The 20,059-nt window shown below is 36.7% G+C and carries 18 protein-coding genes and 1 riboswitch; of the genes, 4 read left to right on the plus strand and 14 right to left on the minus strand.

Annotated features, from left to right (window positions below; translation table 11 throughout):
* Positions 1-17: 17 nt before the first annotated feature.
* The 7 genes from uvrB to GX497_13070 all read right to left on the minus strand — a co-directional run bounded on the left by uvrB (position 18) and on the right by GX497_13070 (position 8,693).
* Positions 18-1,997, minus strand: coding sequence for an excinuclease ABC subunit UvrB (gene uvrB / locus GX497_13040; protein HHY74119.1), 1,980 nt, complete (start codon positions 1,995-1,997; stop codon positions 18-20).
* Between the two features lie 292 nt (positions 1,998-2,289).
* Positions 2,290-2,529: a DUF2198 family protein gene (locus tag GX497_13045; protein HHY74120.1), complete on the minus strand. Its 240-nt coding sequence runs from the start codon at positions 2,527-2,529 to the stop codon at positions 2,290-2,292.
* A 124-nt stretch (positions 2,530-2,653) separates the two neighbouring features.
* Positions 2,654-3,358, minus strand: coding sequence for an EAL domain-containing protein (locus GX497_13050; GenBank protein HHY74121.1), 705 nt, complete (start codon positions 3,356-3,358; stop codon positions 2,654-2,656).
* 68 nt (positions 3,359-3,426) lie between these two features.
* Positions 3,427-3,511, minus strand: a riboswitch (cyclic di-GMP riboswitch).
* A gap of 15 nt (positions 3,512-3,526) precedes the next feature.
* Complete coding sequence (locus GX497_13055) at positions 3,527-5,080, minus strand: HAMP domain-containing protein (protein ID HHY74122.1); 1,554 nt, start codon at positions 5,078-5,080, stop codon at positions 3,527-3,529.
* A 22-nt stretch (positions 5,081-5,102) separates the two neighbouring features.
* Positions 5,103-7,739 (minus strand): chemotaxis protein CheA, encoded by a 2,637-nt coding sequence (locus tag GX497_13060; GenBank protein HHY74123.1) that lies wholly within the window; start codon positions 7,737-7,739, stop codon positions 5,103-5,105.
* Positions 7,732-8,199 (minus strand): chemotaxis protein CheW, encoded by a 468-nt coding sequence (locus tag GX497_13065; protein HHY74124.1) that lies wholly within the window; start codon positions 8,197-8,199, stop codon positions 7,732-7,734. The genes GX497_13060 and GX497_13065 overlap by 8 nt, the downstream gene beginning before the upstream one ends.
* A gap of 176 nt (positions 8,200-8,375) precedes the next feature.
* Entirely contained in the window at positions 8,376-8,693 is a 318-nt protein-coding gene (locus GX497_13070) for an STAS domain-containing protein (GenBank protein HHY74125.1), read from the minus strand.
* A gap of 281 nt (positions 8,694-8,974) precedes the next feature.
* Here GX497_13070 and GX497_13075 point away from each other — a divergent pair, with 281 nt between their 5' ends.
* From GX497_13075 to GX497_13085, 3 genes are all read left to right on the plus strand, one after another.
* Positions 8,975-9,622: a response regulator transcription factor gene (locus GX497_13075; GenBank protein ID HHY74126.1), complete on the plus strand. Its 648-nt coding sequence runs from the start codon at positions 8,975-8,977 to the stop codon at positions 9,620-9,622.
* 27 nt (positions 9,623-9,649) lie between these two features.
* Positions 9,650-11,161: a hypothetical protein gene (locus GX497_13080; protein ID HHY74127.1), complete on the plus strand. Its 1,512-nt coding sequence runs from the start codon at positions 9,650-9,652 to the stop codon at positions 11,159-11,161.
* A 245-nt stretch (positions 11,162-11,406) separates the two neighbouring features.
* On the plus strand, positions 11,407-11,607 hold the full coding sequence (locus tag GX497_13085) for a hypothetical protein (GenBank protein HHY74128.1): 201 nt from the start codon (positions 11,407-11,409) through the stop codon (positions 11,605-11,607).
* A gap of 140 nt (positions 11,608-11,747) precedes the next feature.
* Here GX497_13085 and GX497_13090 read toward each other — a convergent pair whose 3' ends face one another.
* Positions 11,748-11,888 (minus strand): hypothetical protein, encoded by a 141-nt coding sequence (locus tag GX497_13090; protein ID HHY74129.1) that lies wholly within the window; start codon positions 11,886-11,888, stop codon positions 11,748-11,750.
* 509 nt (positions 11,889-12,397) lie between these two features.
* Here GX497_13090 and GX497_13095 point away from each other — a divergent pair.
* Positions 12,398-13,282: a cation transporter gene (locus tag GX497_13095; GenBank protein ID HHY74130.1), complete on the plus strand. Its 885-nt coding sequence runs from the start codon at positions 12,398-12,400 to the stop codon at positions 13,280-13,282.
* 434 nt (positions 13,283-13,716) lie between these two features.
* On the opposite strand, the gene GX497_13100 is transcribed toward GX497_13095, so the two are convergent.
* The 6 genes from GX497_13100 to GX497_13125 all read right to left on the minus strand — a co-directional run bounded on the left by GX497_13100 (position 13,717) and on the right by GX497_13125 (position 20,044).
* Entirely contained in the window at positions 13,717-14,910 is a 1,194-nt protein-coding gene (locus GX497_13100; protein HHY74131.1) for a PDZ domain-containing protein, read from the minus strand.
* Between the two features lie 85 nt (positions 14,911-14,995).
* The gene (locus tag GX497_13105; GenBank protein HHY74132.1) at positions 14,996-16,429 is read right to left on the minus strand and encodes a PDZ domain-containing protein; all 1,434 of its coding nucleotides are present in this window, start codon (positions 16,427-16,429) and stop codon (positions 14,996-14,998) included.
* Positions 16,430-16,667: 238 nt separating this feature from the next.
* Positions 16,668-17,888 (minus strand): peptidoglycan DD-metalloendopeptidase family protein, encoded by a 1,221-nt coding sequence (locus GX497_13110; GenBank protein HHY74133.1) that lies wholly within the window; start codon positions 17,886-17,888, stop codon positions 16,668-16,670.
* A gap of 52 nt (positions 17,889-17,940) precedes the next feature.
* Positions 17,941-18,834 carry an ABC transporter permease gene (locus GX497_13115; protein ID HHY74134.1) on the minus strand — a complete coding sequence of 298 codons (894 nt, stop codon included), beginning with the start codon at positions 18,832-18,834 and terminating at the stop codon, positions 17,941-17,943.
* Complete coding sequence (gene ftsE, locus GX497_13120) at positions 18,824-19,510, minus strand: cell division ATP-binding protein FtsE (GenBank protein HHY74135.1); 687 nt, start codon at positions 19,508-19,510, stop codon at positions 18,824-18,826. The genes GX497_13115 and ftsE overlap by 11 nt, the downstream gene beginning before the upstream one ends.
* A 192-nt stretch (positions 19,511-19,702) precedes the next feature.
* Positions 19,703-20,044: a cytochrome c gene (locus GX497_13125; GenBank protein ID HHY74136.1), complete on the minus strand. Its 342-nt coding sequence runs from the start codon at positions 20,042-20,044 to the stop codon at positions 19,703-19,705.
* Positions 20,045-20,059: the final 15 nt, after the last annotated feature.

Below are 20,059 nucleotides of genomic sequence, written 5' to 3' on the forward strand. Positions count from 1 at the left end.
GGAGATCCCCTTTCTTTCTACCTCTCTGCTTTCAATTCCAATAATAAATCACGAAGCTCAGCGGCACGCTCGAAGTCTAATGCTTTGGCAGCTTCCTTCATTTCTTTTTCAACTTGGAAAATTAATTTTTCACGCTCTTGCTTCGATAGCTTTGCCTTTGGCTTCTTCGTTTCATATGTTTCCTGTTCTTCAGCGGCAATTGTAGCGCGAATGACATCTCGAATTTCTTTTTGAATAGTTGTCGGTGTAATGCCATGCTTTTTATTGAATTCCTCTTGAATCGTACGACGCCGCTTCGTTTCATCAAGTGCTATTTTCATCGAATTTGTAATTTTATCAGCATACATGATGACATGACCGTTTGCATTCCGAGCGGCCCGACCAATCGTCTGGATTAAGGAGCGTTCTGAGCGCAGGAAACCTTCTTTGTCAGCATCTAAAATCGCTACTAACGAGACTTCCGGAATATCGAGGCCTTCCCGAAGCAAATTGATGCCAACTAAAACATCATATTTGCCGAGCCGAAGGTCACGAATAATCTCAATCCGCTCGAGTGTTTTAATCTCAGAATGCAAATAGGCAATTTTGATACCAATTTCTTTTAAATAATCAGTTAAATCCTCAGACATCTTTTTCGTTAAGGTTGTCACAAGGATGCGCTCATTTTTCTCAACCCTGGCATGAATTTCACCAATTAAATCATCAATTTGTCCTTCAATTGGACGAACATCAATCATTGGATCGAGAAGCCCAGTTGGACGGATAATTTGTTCGATGACTTCAGGCGTATGCTCTTGCTCATACGGGCCAGGAGTCGCCGAAACGAAAATCGCCTGATGGAGTGCTTTTTCAAATTCATCAAACATTAACGGCCGGTTATCAAGAGCTGATGGTAAGCGGAAACCGTGATCTACTAATACTTGCTTCCGCGCCCTGTCACCATTGTACATGCCGCGCACTTGTGGCAAGGTAACATGTGATTCATCGACGATTAATAAGAAATCTTCCGGAAAATAATCAAACAACGTATACGGCGTGGAACCAGGCGGCCTAAGCGTTAAATGGCGGGAGTAGTTTTCAATTCCTGAGCAGAAGCCCATTTCTCTCATCATTTCTAAATCGTAACGAGTCCGTTGCTCTAGCCTCTGCGCCTCGAGTAGCTTATTATTTTCCCGCAGCTCTGTTAATCTTTCTTCTAATTCAGCTTCGATATTTTCAATCGCAATTTTCATTTTTTCTTCACGGGTAACGAAGTGGGATGCCGGGAAAATCGCAACATGTTCGCGGTCACCTAAAATTTCACCTGTTAGAGCATCGACTTCACGAATGCGGTCAATCTCGTCACCAAAAAACTCGACGCGAACACAGTGCTCGTCACGTGATGCCGGAAAGATTTCAACAACATCGCCACGAACACGAAATGTCCCGCGCTGGAAGTTGATATCATTTCGCGAATATTGCACATCAACTAAATCACGAAGCAGCTGGTCGCGTTCTTTTTCCATACCGACTCTCAGCGAAACGACTAAATCACGATATTCCTCCGGCGAACCTAGACCATAAATACAGGAAACACTGGCAACAATAATGACATCGTTCCGTTCAAAGAGAGACGATGTTGCCGAGTGACGGAGCTTATCAATTTCATCATTGATGCTTGCATCCTTTTCGATATAGGTGTCCGTATGCGGAACATAGGCCTCTGGCTGGAAGTAATCGTAGTAGCTCACAAAATACTCAACCGCATTGTTCGGAAAAAACTCTTTAAACTCACTGTAAAGCTGCCCTGCTAATGTTTTATTATGCGCAAGGATTAGAGTCGGTTTATTTACTTCTTTTATGACGTTGGAAACAGTAAATGTTTTTCCTGTCCCAGTTGCTCCTAATAAGGTTTGATACTTTTTCCCTTCGTTTATACCTTCAACCAGCTTTTCAATCGCTTGCGGTTGGTCGCCCTCTGGCTTATATTTCGATCTAAGATCAAATTGATTATTCAACACTGGAATTCCTCCGTTCAGCTTATCAATTCTGCTAGTATTGTATCATATGTTCGGTGCGAATCGCCAATTTTAACGAACAAGCATTCGTTGGTATCCGTTTTGCTTCTTATATCCACGAATCTGAATGCTTTATCCACGAGTTTGCTTGCTATATCCACGAAATCGGGTGCTTTATCCACGAATTTGTTTGCTATATCCACGAAATCGGGTGCTTTATCCACATTTTTCGCACAGCGCCACATACAAATTAAAAAAAGCACGGTGTGTTCATAAACTCCATGCTTTTCTCTCAATATTTTTTTCTATTAGCCTTCTTCAAGTTTTTCCTCATTTTGCTGGCAACGAAAAAGCCTGCAATAACCGAAAAAATCCATGTGGCCGTAACAAATGTCGGCTCTCCGTATCCTTTAAAAATAGCAAAAATAACTCCGATTGTTAATAGAGTACTTATATAATGATTGAAAGTCACTCTTGTTAAAAAAATTATCATTAAAAAGGGTGCCAAAACTGCTAGTATAACTTTTGCCATGTAGTAAAAGGTCCCCTTCCTGAGTCATTCAAACACGATTTATACGCTCCTACTATTAGAATTTACCACATCATCACGTAAATAACAATTTTTTGATTTCCTTCTATTATTTATTCGATTCCTTTTATCTACAGATTAATTCAGGGAGCCCCAAATAGTATCCTTGCCCCATATCAACTCCTAATTCCTTCGCTAATAGTAAAGTTTCCCCATTTTCAATTCCTTCTAATATGACCTTAATCCCGTTTAATTCACAAAAGTATAATATTGCCCTAATTAAGTGTTGCTTCTTAGTGGATTTGACAAGGTTATTAGAGAATTTGCGATCTAATTTAATAAAATTTACGTTGAGCTCTAGCATATAGGTTAAATCCATCGCCCCTTTGCCAACATCATCACAAGCAATCTGAAAACCAATATCTCTGAGCCAGTTAACCCTTTTCCTTAATGTATCAATACTCTTAATTTTTTCCGCCTCATTTATTTCAAACACGATTTGATTGCAGTTTAATTGTTCCTTATTAATTAACTGTTCAATAAAAGGGATAAATGAGCGTTTTTTAATAGTAGATGGAAATACATTGATAAACACTAATTGCTCCTGAAAAAGCGATGCAACTTTCATGGCATTACAAATGGATTTAATATCCAACTCAAATAGTTTATTTCTCTCTTTTGCCTGCTGAAATATAAATTCCGGGGAGCCAAGTTTAGTTCTTAAAAGGAGTTCTCCCCCTGCTAGTTGGTCATTATTCAAGTCGTAGATTGGTTGGCGGTAATGATCAAATAAATTTTGTTCGATAATGGAAGATACAATATTTTGCGACATTTAACGGCCCCTTTACCTTTAGTAACGTTTGTAAAAAAAATCCAACTGGCATCCAGTTGGATTTTGAATGCGGTAACCCGGCTATCATTGGTTTTACCCTTTAGACCCGTAGCTTTGCGTCCCAATCTTTCGATTGGTTTGCCTTTATCACATATTTTTGTATGATTACTAAATTTTAAATTTAGCTGCCAACTGACTTAATGACTCTGCCATTTTTGCTAAATCATTAGCTGTAGCTGCAGTTTCTTGAACTCCTGCTGCTGTCTCCTCTGCAACTGCCGCAATGCTTTCAACTGCATGAAGCACCTCATGTGATTGTGCATTTTGCTCCTCACTTGCTGCGGCAATTTCGGCTACCTTGGTTGCAGCTATTTTTACAAGATCAATAATTTCTTTAAATGCCTCGCCAGCATTTTTAGCTTTTTCATTTCCTATTTCTACAGCTTCAACAGAGGCATCTGTGTTTGCTTGAATCGATTGAATAAGCTCCGAAATTTCCTTTGTTGCTTTACTGCTTCTTTCCGCTAATTTACGGACCTCATCGGCAACGACAGCAAAGCCTTTACCAGCCTCGCCTGCCCGCGCTGCTTCAATCGCTGCATTTAATGCTAACAAGTTTGTTTGTTCTGCGATATCATCAATAACCTCAACAATTTCGCCAATTTGTACGGACTTACCTGATAAATCAGCGATTTTTTCGCTAATATCATTCATTCCTATTAGAGTATCCTGAATAACATCATTGCCCTTTTCTGCGGAATGAACCATAATTTCAGAGGAGTTCGATGTTTCTTCCGCATTTTTCGCTACAGCAAGAATCGCATTTACCATTTCCTTCACCATTTCCGATGCTTGTCCAGCATGGTTGGCTTGAGTTTGGCTACCTGTAGCAATTTGTTCCGTGCTTGCCGAGATTTCTTCAGAACTTGCTGCTAAATTATTGGCACTCTCTAAAACATCCCCGATTAATACGCGTAACGATGATGTCATATCATTAATAGCATCTCCAAGCTGACCAACCTCGTCTTCCGATTTCACAATCACTTTGTCACCTGATAAATCACCCGATGCCACTTTTTTCAAGCGATTCACAATTTCAATAATTGGATTCGAAATTTTATTTGCTAAAATAACGGCAATTGTAACTCCTATTATAGCGGCTAAAACACTAATGACGATTGTAATAAGCATAATCCTATTTCCAGTTTCTACAACCTGCTTCCGTAACTCAATCATCTTTGCTTTACTTTCGTTTGCCGCTTCTCTACTGGCAGCTACCATTTCGTCGTTACGTTCTCTTTCTTTCGGGTCACCTGCTATCGCCATCGCTGCTTCACGGTCATCCTTAAATAATCCAAAAAATTTCGAAGTTGTTTGCTCAGATTGCACATTTTTTTCAAATACTTCTTTTTGTTTATCACTTATACCGAGAGCTAACAATTCTCCTTCGATGCCTTTAATTTCTTCGGTAATCTTATTAAATTCAATATAGTTGGATTCAACACCATCAGAAACAACATAGGCACGCAAATAAGCTAAACGATTCGCGAAATTATAACTTAAATTTTGCCAAAGGACGAGTTCGCGCAATTGATCGCCAAGAACCTCTTCAACTTCTTCTTTAAAATTCTTTATTTGAATATAATTATAAGAAGAATAAATTAATAATACCGCTAATACTACTGCAAAACTTCCCAATATTTTCATACGCAAGCTTTTCATGACAAAATCCCCCTCTTTACATTTATATTTCTATTAATTGCCCTTGTCCCTCTTGAAACATAGTTGTTAATAGTTTTAATTCCTCAATATCCAAAATTAAATCTAAGTCCAATAAAATGATTAGCCTTTCATCTAAATTGCAAATGCTTTTAATAAATTTTGCATCTACTTGGCTCATATTATCTGGCGGTGCCTCAATTGATTTTGCCGGCACTTTTAGAACTTGGGTCACTTGGTCAACTAGTAGACCAATCATTTCATTGTAAAACTCCACAACCATGATTCTCGACTTACGATCAAGATCTTGCTTGTTAATCTCAAAGCGTTGTCTTAAATCCATAACAGGGATCAGCTTCCCGCGCAAGTTAATCATCCCTAATACTGAATATGGAGCATTCATGACCTTCGTTATCGTTGGAACGGTAATAATATCTTTCACCCTGCCAATATCAACACCGTATTCTTCGACTCCTAATTTGAAAGTAGCTAATTGAAGTACTTCCTCTTGATTATTTAATTGTTTATGATTGATTTCTTGAGTCGATAATTCCTTTGTCCCTTCTTCGCGAACAATGGAACCAACATCTAAAATTAGGGCTATATTCCCATCTCCCATAATCGCTGCTCCAGCAATATATTTAGGTTGCCCAATATATTTACCAAGTGGTTTGATGACTATTTCTTGATTTCCTAACGTCCGATCAACAACAATTCCAACCCTTTTCTCTGCTAAACCAACAACGACAACGAATAGGCGTTTTCGGCCCTTTAAATATTCCTCACTTGTTTGTAAACGTTTATGCATTCGGACAAGTGGCAGGACACGTTCACGGATAATACCGACTTCTTGATTTTTAATCGTCTTAATCTCATCCGTATTAAGGCGAACAATTTCTTGGACATTCGCTAGCGGCAGCGCAAACTGCCTTCCTCCTAACTCCACTAAAAGAGAACGAATAATCGCTAATGTTAGCGGTAGTTTGATTGTAAATGTTGTTCCTTCCCCTACCTTTGAATCGATGTCGACCATTCCATTGAGCTTCTCAATATGGTTGCGGACGATATCCATGCCTACACCGCGCCCAGAAATATCTGTTATACTCTTCGCAGTTGAAACACCTGATGTAAAGATTAAAAACATTAAATCTTTATCAGTCATTCTGTCAACTTCCTCTGTTGTTACATATCCTTTCTTTAATGCCGAATCTTTAATTTTTTGCGGATCAATGCCGCGGCCATCATCAGTTATCGTAATGACAATATGATTTTCTTCATGGGCTGCCTTTAAGATGACTTTCCCTTTTCGCGGTTTACCAAGCATTTCCCGTTCTTCCGGTGCTTCGATACCATGGTCAAGGGAATTGCGAAGAAGATGAATAATCGGATCGCCGATTTCTTCAATTAGATTCCGGTCGAGCTCCGTTTCTTTCCCTTCAATGACAAAATCAATTTCTTTATTAGCCTTTTGGCAAAGATCCCGTACCATTCGTGGAAAACGGTTAAACAGCTGTTCAATCGGCAGCATTCTTGTCTTCATCATGCCTTCCTGAAGCTCACTGATTACCTGTCCAATATGATTCCCTACCTCTGTAAAAAGCTCAATATCGGAATCATTTGTATAGCGATCTTCTAAACGACTCCTTAAGTCGGCTAATCTTGTCTGATCAATGACTAGCTCCCCAACTAAATTTAGTAAATGCTCTAAGCGATTAACATCAACGCGAATCGTTTGCTGTACCTTTAATTTTTGTTGTTCTGTTTTTCCGTTTGCTCCATTTTCGTTGCTCTTTTGCTCTTGTATTTTCTCAGATTGGAAAGCAATAACATTTTCCCTCTTAGTAAATTGTTCGAAATTCCCCTCCGTTATCGAAAGCAACTGGATGGATGCGATATCCGCAATACTATTAACGATTGTATAAATTTCTTCCTCACTCGCATTTGTTCTAACAAAATAAACTAATAGCCCATCAAAATTTTCATCATCTTCAATCACTGTTTGCTCAGGGAAACTGGCAAAAATTTCACAAACATCCTTTAAATTGTTTTGAACCAAAAAGGCCCGAACAGATTTAAGCATTGCCTCCGGAGCTAAACGGACTTGAACAGCAAATACGAATTCACCAACATTAAGCGCCTTATGAATATAATCTGTCTGTTCATCATTTAGACGAACATCTTTAAGTGGATTTTCATTTGCACTCTGCATCCCCTCAGAGGAGGAGTTACTAATTGTTTGTTTACCTTCAGAACCGCTTGCCGTAGTCTCTTCATAGCTATCTTTACAATTCTCCAATTTTTCCACAATCGGTGTAATTTCTATCTCTGTTAGTGTGCCATTTATAATCCCACCTTTTAATACTTTAATAAAATCAATGGATTCAAAAATAACATTAATAATCGAAGTATTTACTTCCAATTGGTTATTTCTAATTAAATCAAAGATATTTTCAACCTTATGGGTGAGCTCTTTCATTTTCTCAAAGCCCATTGCCGCGGACGACCCTTTCAATGTATGGGCCGCCCGAAAAATACTTTGAATAATATCAAGATTGTTACAATCTTGCTCAAGTTCTAGTACTTTCTCATCTAATATTTGTAATTGCTCATCCAATTCATCTAAAAATACATTTAAATAGCTCGTAATATCAAAATCACTCATTTTGAAACACCTCCTCACCTTCAGGGTACAAAACCTTTTGAATATTTAAAATTCCAATCAATTGCCCTTTAATTTTGGCAAACCCTAAATAACAATCTTTTTCAAGAGAGTTGAACATATCAAGTGTTTGCTCAATATCTTCATCAGCTATATCAACGACCATTGCAACTTCATCGACGATTAAACCAATGTCTTCCCCTTCGTTTTGAACTATGATCATTCTCGTTTTCTTTGTAAATGTAATAACCGGCATTTTATATCTCTTGTGCAAATCTACAACCGGGATAATTCTGCCACGAAGATTGATCATACCTGGAATATAGTCCTTGGCCCCAGGAACTTTAGTAATAGGCTGCATTCTAATAATTTCAATGACCTCTTCAATTGATAATGCCGAAAGCTTATCATGAATTGTAAATACGACAAATTGGCCCGCTTTGACTCTAGTTTTGTTTTCCATCAAATCAGTCCTTTTTTAATCTTTCTAATTTTTGGAATTTTATTTATATTTAATTATAAGTTATTCATAGATTGTATTTAAATCGGGGAATTCCCCTATTTTACAGAAAAACACCCTTGAATCGACTGTTTCTTCGGAAAACAAAGAATAATGACTTAAAAATTAAAAAGCGCCAGTTAACTGGCGCTAGAAAGAAATTTTTTTGCCTCGTGCTCATTTGAAAAAACCTTTACTATTGAATCAAAGGAAACAATTCCAAAAATCTTTTTAATAGTAGTTCGATTATTAACAATCACAAGTTGTTTATTTAATTTTTTAGCGTTATTCACGGCATTGACGATGATACCCAAACCATAACTATTCATATAAGATACTTTTTCCAAATTTAAAATAACCCCAATTGAATCAGATTTTAGCAATTGCTTTATTACTTCCTCAAACCTTTCAACATTATGAAGTGAAATTTCCTCATCCCATATTATCATTTGGATCAATTACATCGCCCCCTTTAAATAAATTCTAGATTTATTGCAAACTTTTTCTATCAGGGGATTCCCTTGTTTTTTTACAAAACATCCCTTGAATCGACAATATCTATTTACCTTGCTGTTTAAAACAAGGTATAGTTTTCTATAAAAGGTGAGTTATATTTTACTTTTGTGACAAATTTCTACCTTTATTAATGAATTTGATAAACTCCATAAAATTCATAATATAATTAAAGAAAATCAACTATATAGTAGGATATTTCGATTATCTGTAAGGGGATAGAACTATGAAAATAAGGGTATTATTAGCAGATGATCATGCACTTGTTCGTTCCGGAATTATTAGCCTTTTAAAAAGTGACGAATCTATTGTCATTATCGAGGAAGCGAAGGATGGGGTAGAAACATACAATAAAACGATGGAGTTGGCTCCAGACATTGTTGTTATGGATCTGAGTATGCCTCCAGGTGAGTTTGGCTTAGTTACAATTAAACGAATAAAAGAGCATATGCCTTCAATGAAAATAATTGTTTTAACAATGATAGATGACATTAATATAGTGCTAAATACGTTAGCAAATGGCGTTAGTGGGTATATTTTAAAAAGTTCAGAGGATATAGATTTGGCTAAAGCTATAAAAATGGTATTCAACGGTGAGTACTATATCACACATAGTAATGTCACCAATTATTTAATTAATTTCTATAAACATAGTGAAAATAACATCACGAAATTACATGAATTGTCATCACGCGAGCAAGAAATTTTATCATTTATAGCAAAAGGGTTTTCCAATAAAGAGATTGCTAATTTGTTATACTTGTCTGTGAAAACTGTTGAAGGCTATCAAGTTAAAATAAAGAAAAAAATTGGTGCCACTTCTAAATCTGATTTAGTAAAATATGCATTGGAAAATGGATTGCTGAACTTTTGATATTAAATTTCAGTAGCGGTGATAATATTGGCATTTACGATAATTAAAAAGCAATTTATTTATCCTTTTCTTCTTATTATGTTTGTATTATATTTTTCAAAAATCGTTAGCGAATTTGCCAACACTGCCTATCCTTTATTTTTTTTGCATTCCTTATTTCAATTATTCATTATCATGATGGCTACCTTTATGTTTATATTAGGGGTTCTCTCCTATCAATGTATCAATCAATATATCAATCAATGTATCCTGTTTATAACAATGTCGTTATTTTCTATCGTTGGAATATTAGAATTCCTCCATATGATGACCTATTTAGGCATGTTTTCTTTTGTTAATTATTTTTTCTTGCCTTCACCATATTGGTTTGAAATATTATCGAATTTAACAATAGGCATCGGCATTTTTTCGATTCTTTTAATTCCAAATTTTATAAATATAGCATGTAATAATGTTAATAAATATAAGCTTTTTTTTCACGTATTCTTGATTATAACAACTACTGTTTTACTTTTTTCGTTTTCAAAATTTCTGCCGTCATTAATGATAGAGAGTGTCCATAAAACTTTAAGTAATGTACTGATATTGATAACAATATTTTTTTATCTCTGTAATATTATAATTGGCATCCGTTATTTCTTTGCTACCAAAAACTATCATTATATATACATTAATAACGGCTTGATTAAATTGGTTATAAGCGGGATTTTCCTATTGCTTGCCAAAGAACCTAGTGGAGCTGAATTATTGATTGCACATTCACTGAAAGTAATCGGCTTTTTCTTCCTCTTTCTTGGGCTTTACTATACTACATTCAATCCTATCTACCATAAAAAATGGCTTGATTACCAAGCACGAACTAGATTCATCATCAGAAGGAAAATTGACAAAGCTTGTCGAAAGGAAAGAAAAAGAATAGCCCAGGATATCCATGATAGTCTCGGGCAAACATTATTTGTCTTGGTTATACAATTAAAAATTTTAAAAAAACTAAGTCCAAACGAGCTAGCAGATGAACAAATTACATACGTTGAAAAATTAGCTCATTCACTAATGAAAGAGGCGAAGGAGCTAGCGTTTACGCTTCGTCCTTCAATCGTCGAGGAGGTTGGCATAAAACGGGCACTTGAAATGCTAATTGAGAAGTTCAATGCTTGTGATAAAGCATACGTAAATTTCCAACATGCTGTTCCAAATGATTTCTTACATCCCGACATTGAAACAGTCATTTATAGAGTTTGTCAGGAAGCAATTACGAATGCCTTTAAATATGCCAATGCCAAACAAATTATTGTCAGTTTAACTGCTTCAAAGCATTTTATCCATGCTAAAATTAGCGATAATGGGAGTGGGATTTGCGATGATTCTGTGGCATTCAAGGAAAATACCCTTGGCTTGAACGGGATGAAGGAAAGAGTCCTTTCTGTAAACGGGACTTTAACAATTGTATCGGAAAAGGAAAAAGGTACAATAGTAGAGGTAAATATCCCTGTACACAATCAAGTTCGTTCGCTTGCAGCCGGAGATGAATTGCGCTAATTAAGTATCGAGCAAATTGAAAATTCATTCAAGAAAATGGGGCATCCAACAGTCATCCACTCATTTCACTTCTTGGAAGCACTAACACCGAGTGCTTCCTTTTCATTTCAAAGGAATATGATGTCTAGTTTAATTGAAACGTGAATAAACGCTTCATTTTTATTTTTGTCTTAAGTAGATGCATGTCCGTTTCAATAATCTTATCTACTACATTTAATGTAATATAAAATAAGGGGGGTGATTTGATGTATCATCATGTAAGACCAATAATGTGTCCACCTAGATATGTGGAGCATAATCGTTTTGTCCCTCGTGTAGTCCCTTATATCCATCCTGTAATTAATGTTAATCGTACTCACATCGTTAATGTACCTCGGCATATTTATCAACCTGTAACTCGAAACGTAGTTATAGACCCAGGATATCCAAGACGTTGCTACTGGTAAAAAATGATATCTCCCTAAAAGATTAATACAAACAGCCTTATTATCAAATGAGCGCCTATTAAATGGCGCTTTTTTCGTAATCAAATTATATTTTTATTGCGTGTTTTTAATCCAGTATTTAATTTGGTCGAAATGTAACACTACTGATTTCTTTTATCTTTTACATTCTCATAACAAGATTCATGCACCCCTTGTTCAAAAACATCATTCATACTGGCTTGATTAAGCATTTCTTCAATAGAATCTTTCTGTCCACAAAACACACAAGTTTTTTTATTCATTATTAACCCTCCGTTTTTATTACACATTTTGAATCTATTGTTCACTAAGCAACCATCCATTATTCTAGCTTTTCCAACGCGAAAAACGTCTGTTTACCATATATCAGAAAACAGACGTTTTTTTAATTAATATTGGATCTTCAACTAGCTGCTGTTATATAGAAGAATATATAAATTATAATACTACTCCCGCAAGGCTTCCTCTCAATACTTGTTTCTCATATTGGTTTGCACATAGGAAAGATGCCATAATAGATATTCTATTATTATCTTGCCTCTCAAACTTCTCAATCGTTACTTCACATCTAAGTAAAAACTCCTTGAAACTTGTACCGAAAAGAACCGTTTATGGTGCTATCTGCGAAAGTAAATATGAAAATAAATACCCATCGATTTTCCCCGAGGCAAATTATTTATATATGGCTAGAATAGTTAGAGTGTTACAAAAAGGTTGCCCTAGACCCACCCATATTTCACTTGTTATTATAATTTAATGGAGGGGAGAATTATTGGCAGAGGAAAAATACAGTAATCTTAGATTAGGAGAACGAGGAGCAATTATTAGTATTATTGCTTATATATGTCTTTCCGTTTTAAAATTAGTAATTGGATATATAAGTGATTCTGCTGCTTTAAAAGCAGATGGTCTAAACAATACAACCGATATCATTGCATCTATTGCTGTACTTATTGGACTAAAGCTTTCACAAAAACCACCTGATAAAGATCATAGGTATGGTCATTGGAAAAGCGAAACCATTGCATCAATGGTTGCTTCCTTTATTATGGCAGCAGTGGGTATACAAGTATTACTCGAGGCTATTACGTCAATGTTTCAAGGTGGGAAAGAGTCGCCCAACATTATAGCAGCTTATGCAGGTGTTTTTTCTGCATTAGTCATGTATTTTGTCTATCGCTACAATAAAAAGCTAGCGATTAAAATTAACAGCAAATCAGTTATGGCAGCTGCAAAAGATAACATTTCAGATGCTTGGGTAAGTATAGGAACTGCAGTGGGTATTTTCGGTTCACAATTAAATATGCCTTGGCTTGATACAGTAACAGCTATTATTGTAGGTTTATTAATTTGTAAGACCGCTTTTGATATTTTTAAACAAGCTTCTCATGAACTTTCAGATGGGTTTGACCCAGATAAAATAAAACTGTATCAGAATGTAATATTAAAAGTGGAAGGAGTTAAAGGAATAAAAGGAATTAAAGGGAGAAACTATGGGAATAACGAAGTAATAGATGTTGAAGTTCTTGTTGATTCTACCCTAGATATTAAAGAAGCTCATGAGATAGCAACCCATATTGAAAAAGTCATGATAAAAAATTATGGAGTATACGATGTTCATGTACATGTAGAGCCAGATTTATTCAACTTTCAATAGATATAGATTATGAAAAGATACATTATTTTAAATAAAATAACATAAGTCAAATTCCTTAACGTAAAGGTATTTGGCTATATTTATGTCGAAAATTACTTATGTACAAAGTTGCCGAAATGTTTGGTACCCCTATAATTAAAGAGTAAGCCCGAATCATAATAAAGTAGGGAAACCTCTTTTGTGGCTTCCCCCTTATGGCTTATTTGTCGACCGTAAAAGATGCCTTTATACACTCGGACCAAGGAAGCCATTACACAAGCCCGAGATATCAAAAGTTATAAAAAAACATAGCCTAGGCCAATCTACTCCATCATAAAAATTTTCATGTGTGAGCCTATTTAAATATCCCCAGAAACTTTCATCAGTATAAGGTTTTAGTGCTATTAATAATGTATCCATTGATATGAATTGCTCCCTTTCTAAAAAATCACACTTTATACCGCCTCATTTGTCCATTCTTTATCATCATGAACGAATAACAAACCGAGTTCATGGTGTTCGCCGTCATAAAGAGCTCTTTGGACAAAGCGCACTTCTCCATTATAGTCCAACACTTCTAGCTTACAATAAGCACGATTTACTTGTAGCGCCTCATAAAATTCTTTTTCCGTACGAACTTCGTTTCCATTTACTTTTGTAATTAACTCGCCAACTAAAAGTGACATTTTTTCGGCCGGAGAATTCGGAATCACTCCTAAGATAACGATGCCATTATTATTGTTGGCGAAATAAGAAGCACTGTTGTTATCGGACGTATGTTGTCTAAAAGAAATGAACTCACGACCAACGATGGCAATGACAGCTGAAATAACAGCCAAAACAGGAAGCCAATACGCACCAACGGTGAACGCTGTTACGATTAATGCTAATAAAAGTACTCGTCTCGCTGTTTTTTGAATGGCCTCTTTTGGCAAGGATGCCTGCACTTGCTGCTGGAAGCCGATTGCAAATGGGACGGCAACTAACGAAAATGTTGCAAATGGCGTCGTAATGACGGGCCACCATTGAAACACCGAAGTAATCGCATCCCCCGGAATCAACAATAGCACAGGGACCATCCATAGTTTTTTTGCTTCATGAAGGCCAACTTGCTTTCCTCGTTTACTTTTTTTCAATTTCGGTGAAGTGTGCAAATGACCTTTACGTAAAATTAAAAAACCTTCCACAAATAGCAACACAGCTAGCAAAATAGACATAAACAAATAGGAATTACTTGTTATGTCTGTCATCCATTTTGAAACGAAGGAATTTTCTATCGTTAGTTTTGGCAGCAACAACGAAAGAACGATCGCAATGCTGACAACAAAAGCTGGAGAAAGCAAGCGCGGCTGCATTGTCAGCATAAATAAAATCGTTAACAATGATGTCAATGCAATAAAACCTACCGGAATTACCACTCCTAACCCGAGCATGACAATTGACACGCATAACCCTGCAACTAGTCCTGATAGGGCAAATCCACTCCATTCAAGGTTAAAAGGTTGAATGCGGATGTTAAAATCCTTCCGTTCTCTTTTTGTACGGCGTATTCCGAGTAGGAATACAAAAAGCAATAATATATATAAAGCTGGGTTTAGGAAAAACCTTCCTAACCCAAACAAAAGCTCAATTAGCCATGCTTCGGCCATAAAGCACCATCCTTTATAACAAAAAATATATCCGTATTTCTATACGGATATATTCGACAAGTATCCCCTGACTCCTGCCAGTTCTTTATTTATACAATATTTTCATAGCGGTTTGTAGTTGGATATCATTTTTCTCATCTTTTACAGCTTCAATAATTTTTTCTTGAAGCTTTTTGGCTGTATCTTTATCAATTTGTCCTGTAACCGGAAGTCCATTTGCTTTTTGGAATGCTTGAACAGCCACCTCTGTTTGCTTGCTAAAATAGCCATCATGGCGACCAGGCTCAAAACCAAGTCCTTTTAACATGAGTTGTGCACTTTTAACCTGCTCATTATTTACGTCAAATGCCAACGGTTCCTTTTCGATATGGAGTGGGCTTGAATAAAAATAATCGGGCTGTTTAACTTCTACAGTTGGTTTCACACCCTTTTCATGTATCCAATTTCCGTCAGGTGTCAGCCATTTAAATAATGTTAGCTTAAGATTGCTGCCATCACCGAGCGGTACAGCTTGCTGAACAGTACCTTTACCAAATGAAGTTTCACCGATAATATCATAACCGCCCGCTTCTTTTAAAGCACCTGCTAAAATTTCCGAAGCTGAAGCGCTGCCTTGGTCAATTAATACTGTGATTGGATAGTTTTTCTTTTCTTTCAAAGATGAGAAATAACGTTTTTTCTCACCATTACGATTTTCGATTTGGACATATGGTTTTTCATCTGTCACTATAAGCTTCAAGATATCTTCCACGCTTTGTAAATAGCCGCCCGGATTGCCGCGAACATCTATGACTAATCCAGCAATTTTTTTGTCTTCAAGCTCTTTTAGTTGTTCTGTAAAGTCTTTCGCTGTGTCTTCTGAAAAGCTAGTGATTTCAATATAGCCGATTTTGTTATTTTTGTATTCCTTTACTTTGCTATAAACGGTTTCAATTGGTATTTCATCTCGTGTAACTTCTATTTTTAATTTGCCAGTTACACCGGGTCGCTCAATTTCAAGAATAGCCTTAGAGCCTTTTTTGCCACGGATTTTTAGCACAGCTTCATAGAGGTCAAGACCTGTTAGGCTTTTTCCATCGACGCTCAAAATATGGTCATTCGGCTTAAGTCCTGCTTTTTCCGCAGGTGAATCTTTAAATGGCGCAACAATCGTTACTTTGCCATCGGTCATGCTCACCTCTGCGCCAATACCCTCAAAAGATGAATCCAATGATTGTTCAAATTGGCTTGCTGTTTTTTTGTCCATATAGACGGAATACGGATCCTTAAGCGTATTCACCATTCCAGAAATGGCGCCTTCCACGAGATCCTTCGTGTCAACATCTTCAACATAGCTTCCAGAAATGAGCTCTAAAGCTTGCTTAATCTTGGCATAATCCTTTTCGATGCCCTTATCATCCTTAACAAAAACACTGCCAAGCTGGGCATTGCCATTTATTCCGTTAAATAAAAAATAAGAAATTCCAGCCCCAGCAAAAAGAGATAATGCCATTAATACAAAAACTATACTTTTGCGAATTCTCAAACCACTCACCCCAATTACAAGTTCACCTTCCTATTGTATCACATTTACTATTGTGCAGGAAAAGGCATCACATTAGAAAAACACGCCATTTGCTGACAATAGCAAATGGCGATGTTTTTCTTATACTTTAATCCCCTAATGAAGTTAAAGGTTCATAAAGTACAAAAATAGTGCGATGCCCTCATTTGTCTTTACACTTTATGCTAAGCTTGTACGCTTTATGTTCATAAAGTTAAAAGCTGACATATTTCCTTGGATCTACTGAATTTGATTTTGACGCATTCCATGATCCTTCATGGATTTCAAAATGAAGGTGGGCACCGTAGGAGTGGCCAGTATTCCCCATGTATCCTAATAAATCACCCTTACTTACTGTCTCACCTTCAGAAACACTGCGACTTTCCAGATGGGCATAAACGGTTGTGTACATTTTGCCATTCACATTATGTGATAAAAAGACAACATTCCCATATGATGATGAGTAGTAGGAACGAAAGACGATACCGTCAGCTACGGCAACAATCGGTACACTTGAGCCACGTTTCCCGATATCAATACCCGCATGGAGCTTCCCCCAGCGTTGACCATAATTTGATGTAACAGGCCCATTTGCAGGCTTCATAAAGGTGCCATCTGTTACTGGAGGCTTTTCACCTCGTTTTTTGGCTTCTTCAATGCGTCTTTGTTGCTCTAGCCATTGTTGATAAAGACGTCTATAGGATTCTTCTTGCTTCCTTAAAATTTCAGCTTCCTCTGCTTGATCCAACATTTCTTCTTCAATTTGTTGTTCCTGTTCCTTAAGCTTTTTCATTAATGTTTCTTTTTCACCTTTTTGTGAAAGAAAGGTTTGCTCGTCAGCTTTAAGTTCCGCTTTTTTTTGTTCCAACTGTTTAAGCTTCGCTTGTACTTCTACCTTTAATTCCTCAAGCTGCTCTTTATCATTCATATGAGCATGCAAAATATCTTTATCCTGCTGCACGATAATCGACACTGCATTGGCACGATCAAGAAAATCGCCAAAACTTTTTGCCCCAAGCAGTACATCCAGATAACTAACAACACCGCCGCTCTCCTGTACAGAGAGAACTCTTGTTTTTAATGCTTCATCCCTTTTTTCAATTTTTATTTCGAGCTCTTTAATATGGGCACTCAGCCTTTCAATTTCTGATTTCGTCGTTTTGATTTCTGCTTCTTTTTGGCGAATTCTTTCAGCCGTTTCAGCTACTGCTAAATCGATTCTCTTTATTTCCGCATTAACCTTTGCTTGTTCATTTTCAAGCTGATTAATTTCACTCTTTTTTTGTTGAACCTCTTTATTCAAATTTTGACGCTTACCATGTACTTCATTAATTTTTTGCTTTAGTTCTTGGTTGGCAGATGCATGGTTGCTGAAAAAAGTATAACCACCGAAAGCAATCATTACGGATAAAATGACAACAAAAAACTTTCGCACCGCACTTTCATCCCCCTATTTTATAATCTTCATTTTTCCTATAAAACTATAACTACGCCTTCAAAAACTTTCGAACTGACATTAAGCTGCCCCAAACACCGATAAAAGCACCAATAATCACAAGAATGAAAGCAACCTGAAAGGCGAAAGGATTAAATGGCAGCATTTGGATGAAAGTGTCGTGAAGCTTAGGCTGAAGTGTTTTATATAGGTAATCGTAGCTAAATAATATTAAAACAATCGGTGTGAGCGCACCCATAACACCAAGCAATAAGCCTTCAAGAAAAAAAGGCCAGCGGATGAAAGAATTCGTTGCTCCAACGAGTCTCATAATTTCAATTTCTCTTTTTCTAGCAAAAATCGTAATTTTTATAGTGTTCGAGATTAGAAACATCGCCGTAAATATTAACCCTATTATGAGAGCAAGGCCGATATTTCTAGAAATATTGACAAATTTAAATAATTTTTCAACTGTCCCTTGTCCATAATTAACTCGTTCAACATTCTTAAATTTCTCAATTTGTTTGGCAACTTGCGGAATCATTTGCGGATCTTTTGTTTTGATTACAAAAACATCGCGCAACGGATTTTCGTCTTTTAACGATTCGAAGGCTTTGCCCTCTTCACCAAAGCTAGCAATAATTTCCTGCAATTCTTTTTCCTTTGGCGAAAAAACTACCGTGTCGATTTCTTGTATTTTTTTGATTTGTAGTTCAAGCTGTTTGACTTGTGCTTCATTTGCAACTGAATCAATATGGACTCTTATTTCAACGTCTTTTTCGACAGTTGTTGCAAAGTTATTTAAATTCATCATAATCACAAGAAAAATCCCTACTAAAAGCAATGTAACCGTAACCGCGCTAACTGAGGCAAATGACATTAATCCATTTCTTACAATATTTTTGCCACCCTCTCTAAGATGTCGATATATTGTATTAACTGTCATAGCCGTATTCACCTCGGTTTTCGTCCCTCGCAATGCGCCCGCTTTCAATTGCGATGACACGCTTCCGCATTGTATTTACAATTTCTTTATTATGCGTTGCCATGACAACGGTCGTTCCTCGATTATTAATTTCCTCAAAAAGCTCCATAATTCCCCATGAGGAGTCAGGGTCCAAATTTCCTGTTGGCTCATCAGCTATGACGATTTTGGGATAGTTCACAATCGCTCTTGCAATCGAGACGCGCTGCTGCTCCCCTCCTGAAAGTTCGGCGGGAATAAAGCGCGCTTTATGCTTCAGTTTTACAAGATCAAGAACTTCAAGTACACGCCGCTTAATATTCCGCGGATGCTCCTCGATTACTTCAAGTGCAAAGGCAACATTCTCGAAAACGGTTAGTTTTGGTAGCAATTTAAAGTCTTGGAAAACAACACCGATATTTCTTCTTAACAGCGGCACTTTGCTTGCTCTTAATTTTGAAAGGTTGATTCCATTTATCATAATTGATCCTTTTGTCGGTTTCTCTTCACGGTACATCATTTTTATAAATGTTGATTTCCCAGCACCGCTAGGGCCGACAACATATACGAATTCGCCTTGTTTAATTTGGACATTAATACCGTTTACTGCTAATACCCCATTAGGATATTGCTTATAAACGTCTTCCATTTCTATCATTAAAATCACACCTAAAATTCTTTTTTATTAGACACACTTTTTTATTATACCATCTATATTCGCTATTTTGAGGCAAAATTTTATTAAATTTGTTTCAATATGAGGGAATTTTCGACAAATGCTTGGATGGGCACTATAAAAAAAAGAGCTTTCTATACTTAGTATAGAAGCTCTTTTATTATTGGTTTTTTATTATTTTTTTTCAGCTAACCATTCAGAAACAGCTTTAGCATCGTCACCTTGAATTAATCCTGCTGGCATCGCGTTTTGTCCGTTTGTAATAATACCTTCAATTGCAGCAGCATCTAATCTGCTACCAACATCAGTTAAATTAGGACCAACGCCACCTTCAAGGTTTTGGCCATGACAGCTAGCACAACTTTGTTTATATACTCCTTCTGCAGCAGCGTTTTCTGTTGCAGGTGCAGCAGTTCCACCAGTTCCGCCACCATTATTAGCTGTGTTTCCACCGCCGCCACATGCACCTAGTACAAGTGCAGAGCCCATAAACAACGCAAGTAACTTTTTCTTCATCTAGTTACTCCCCCT

The organism is Bacillus sp. (in: firmicutes) (assembly GCA_012842745.1).
In the GTDB taxonomy this organism is placed as follows: Bacteria; Bacillota; Bacilli; order Bacillales; family Bacillaceae_J; genus Schinkia.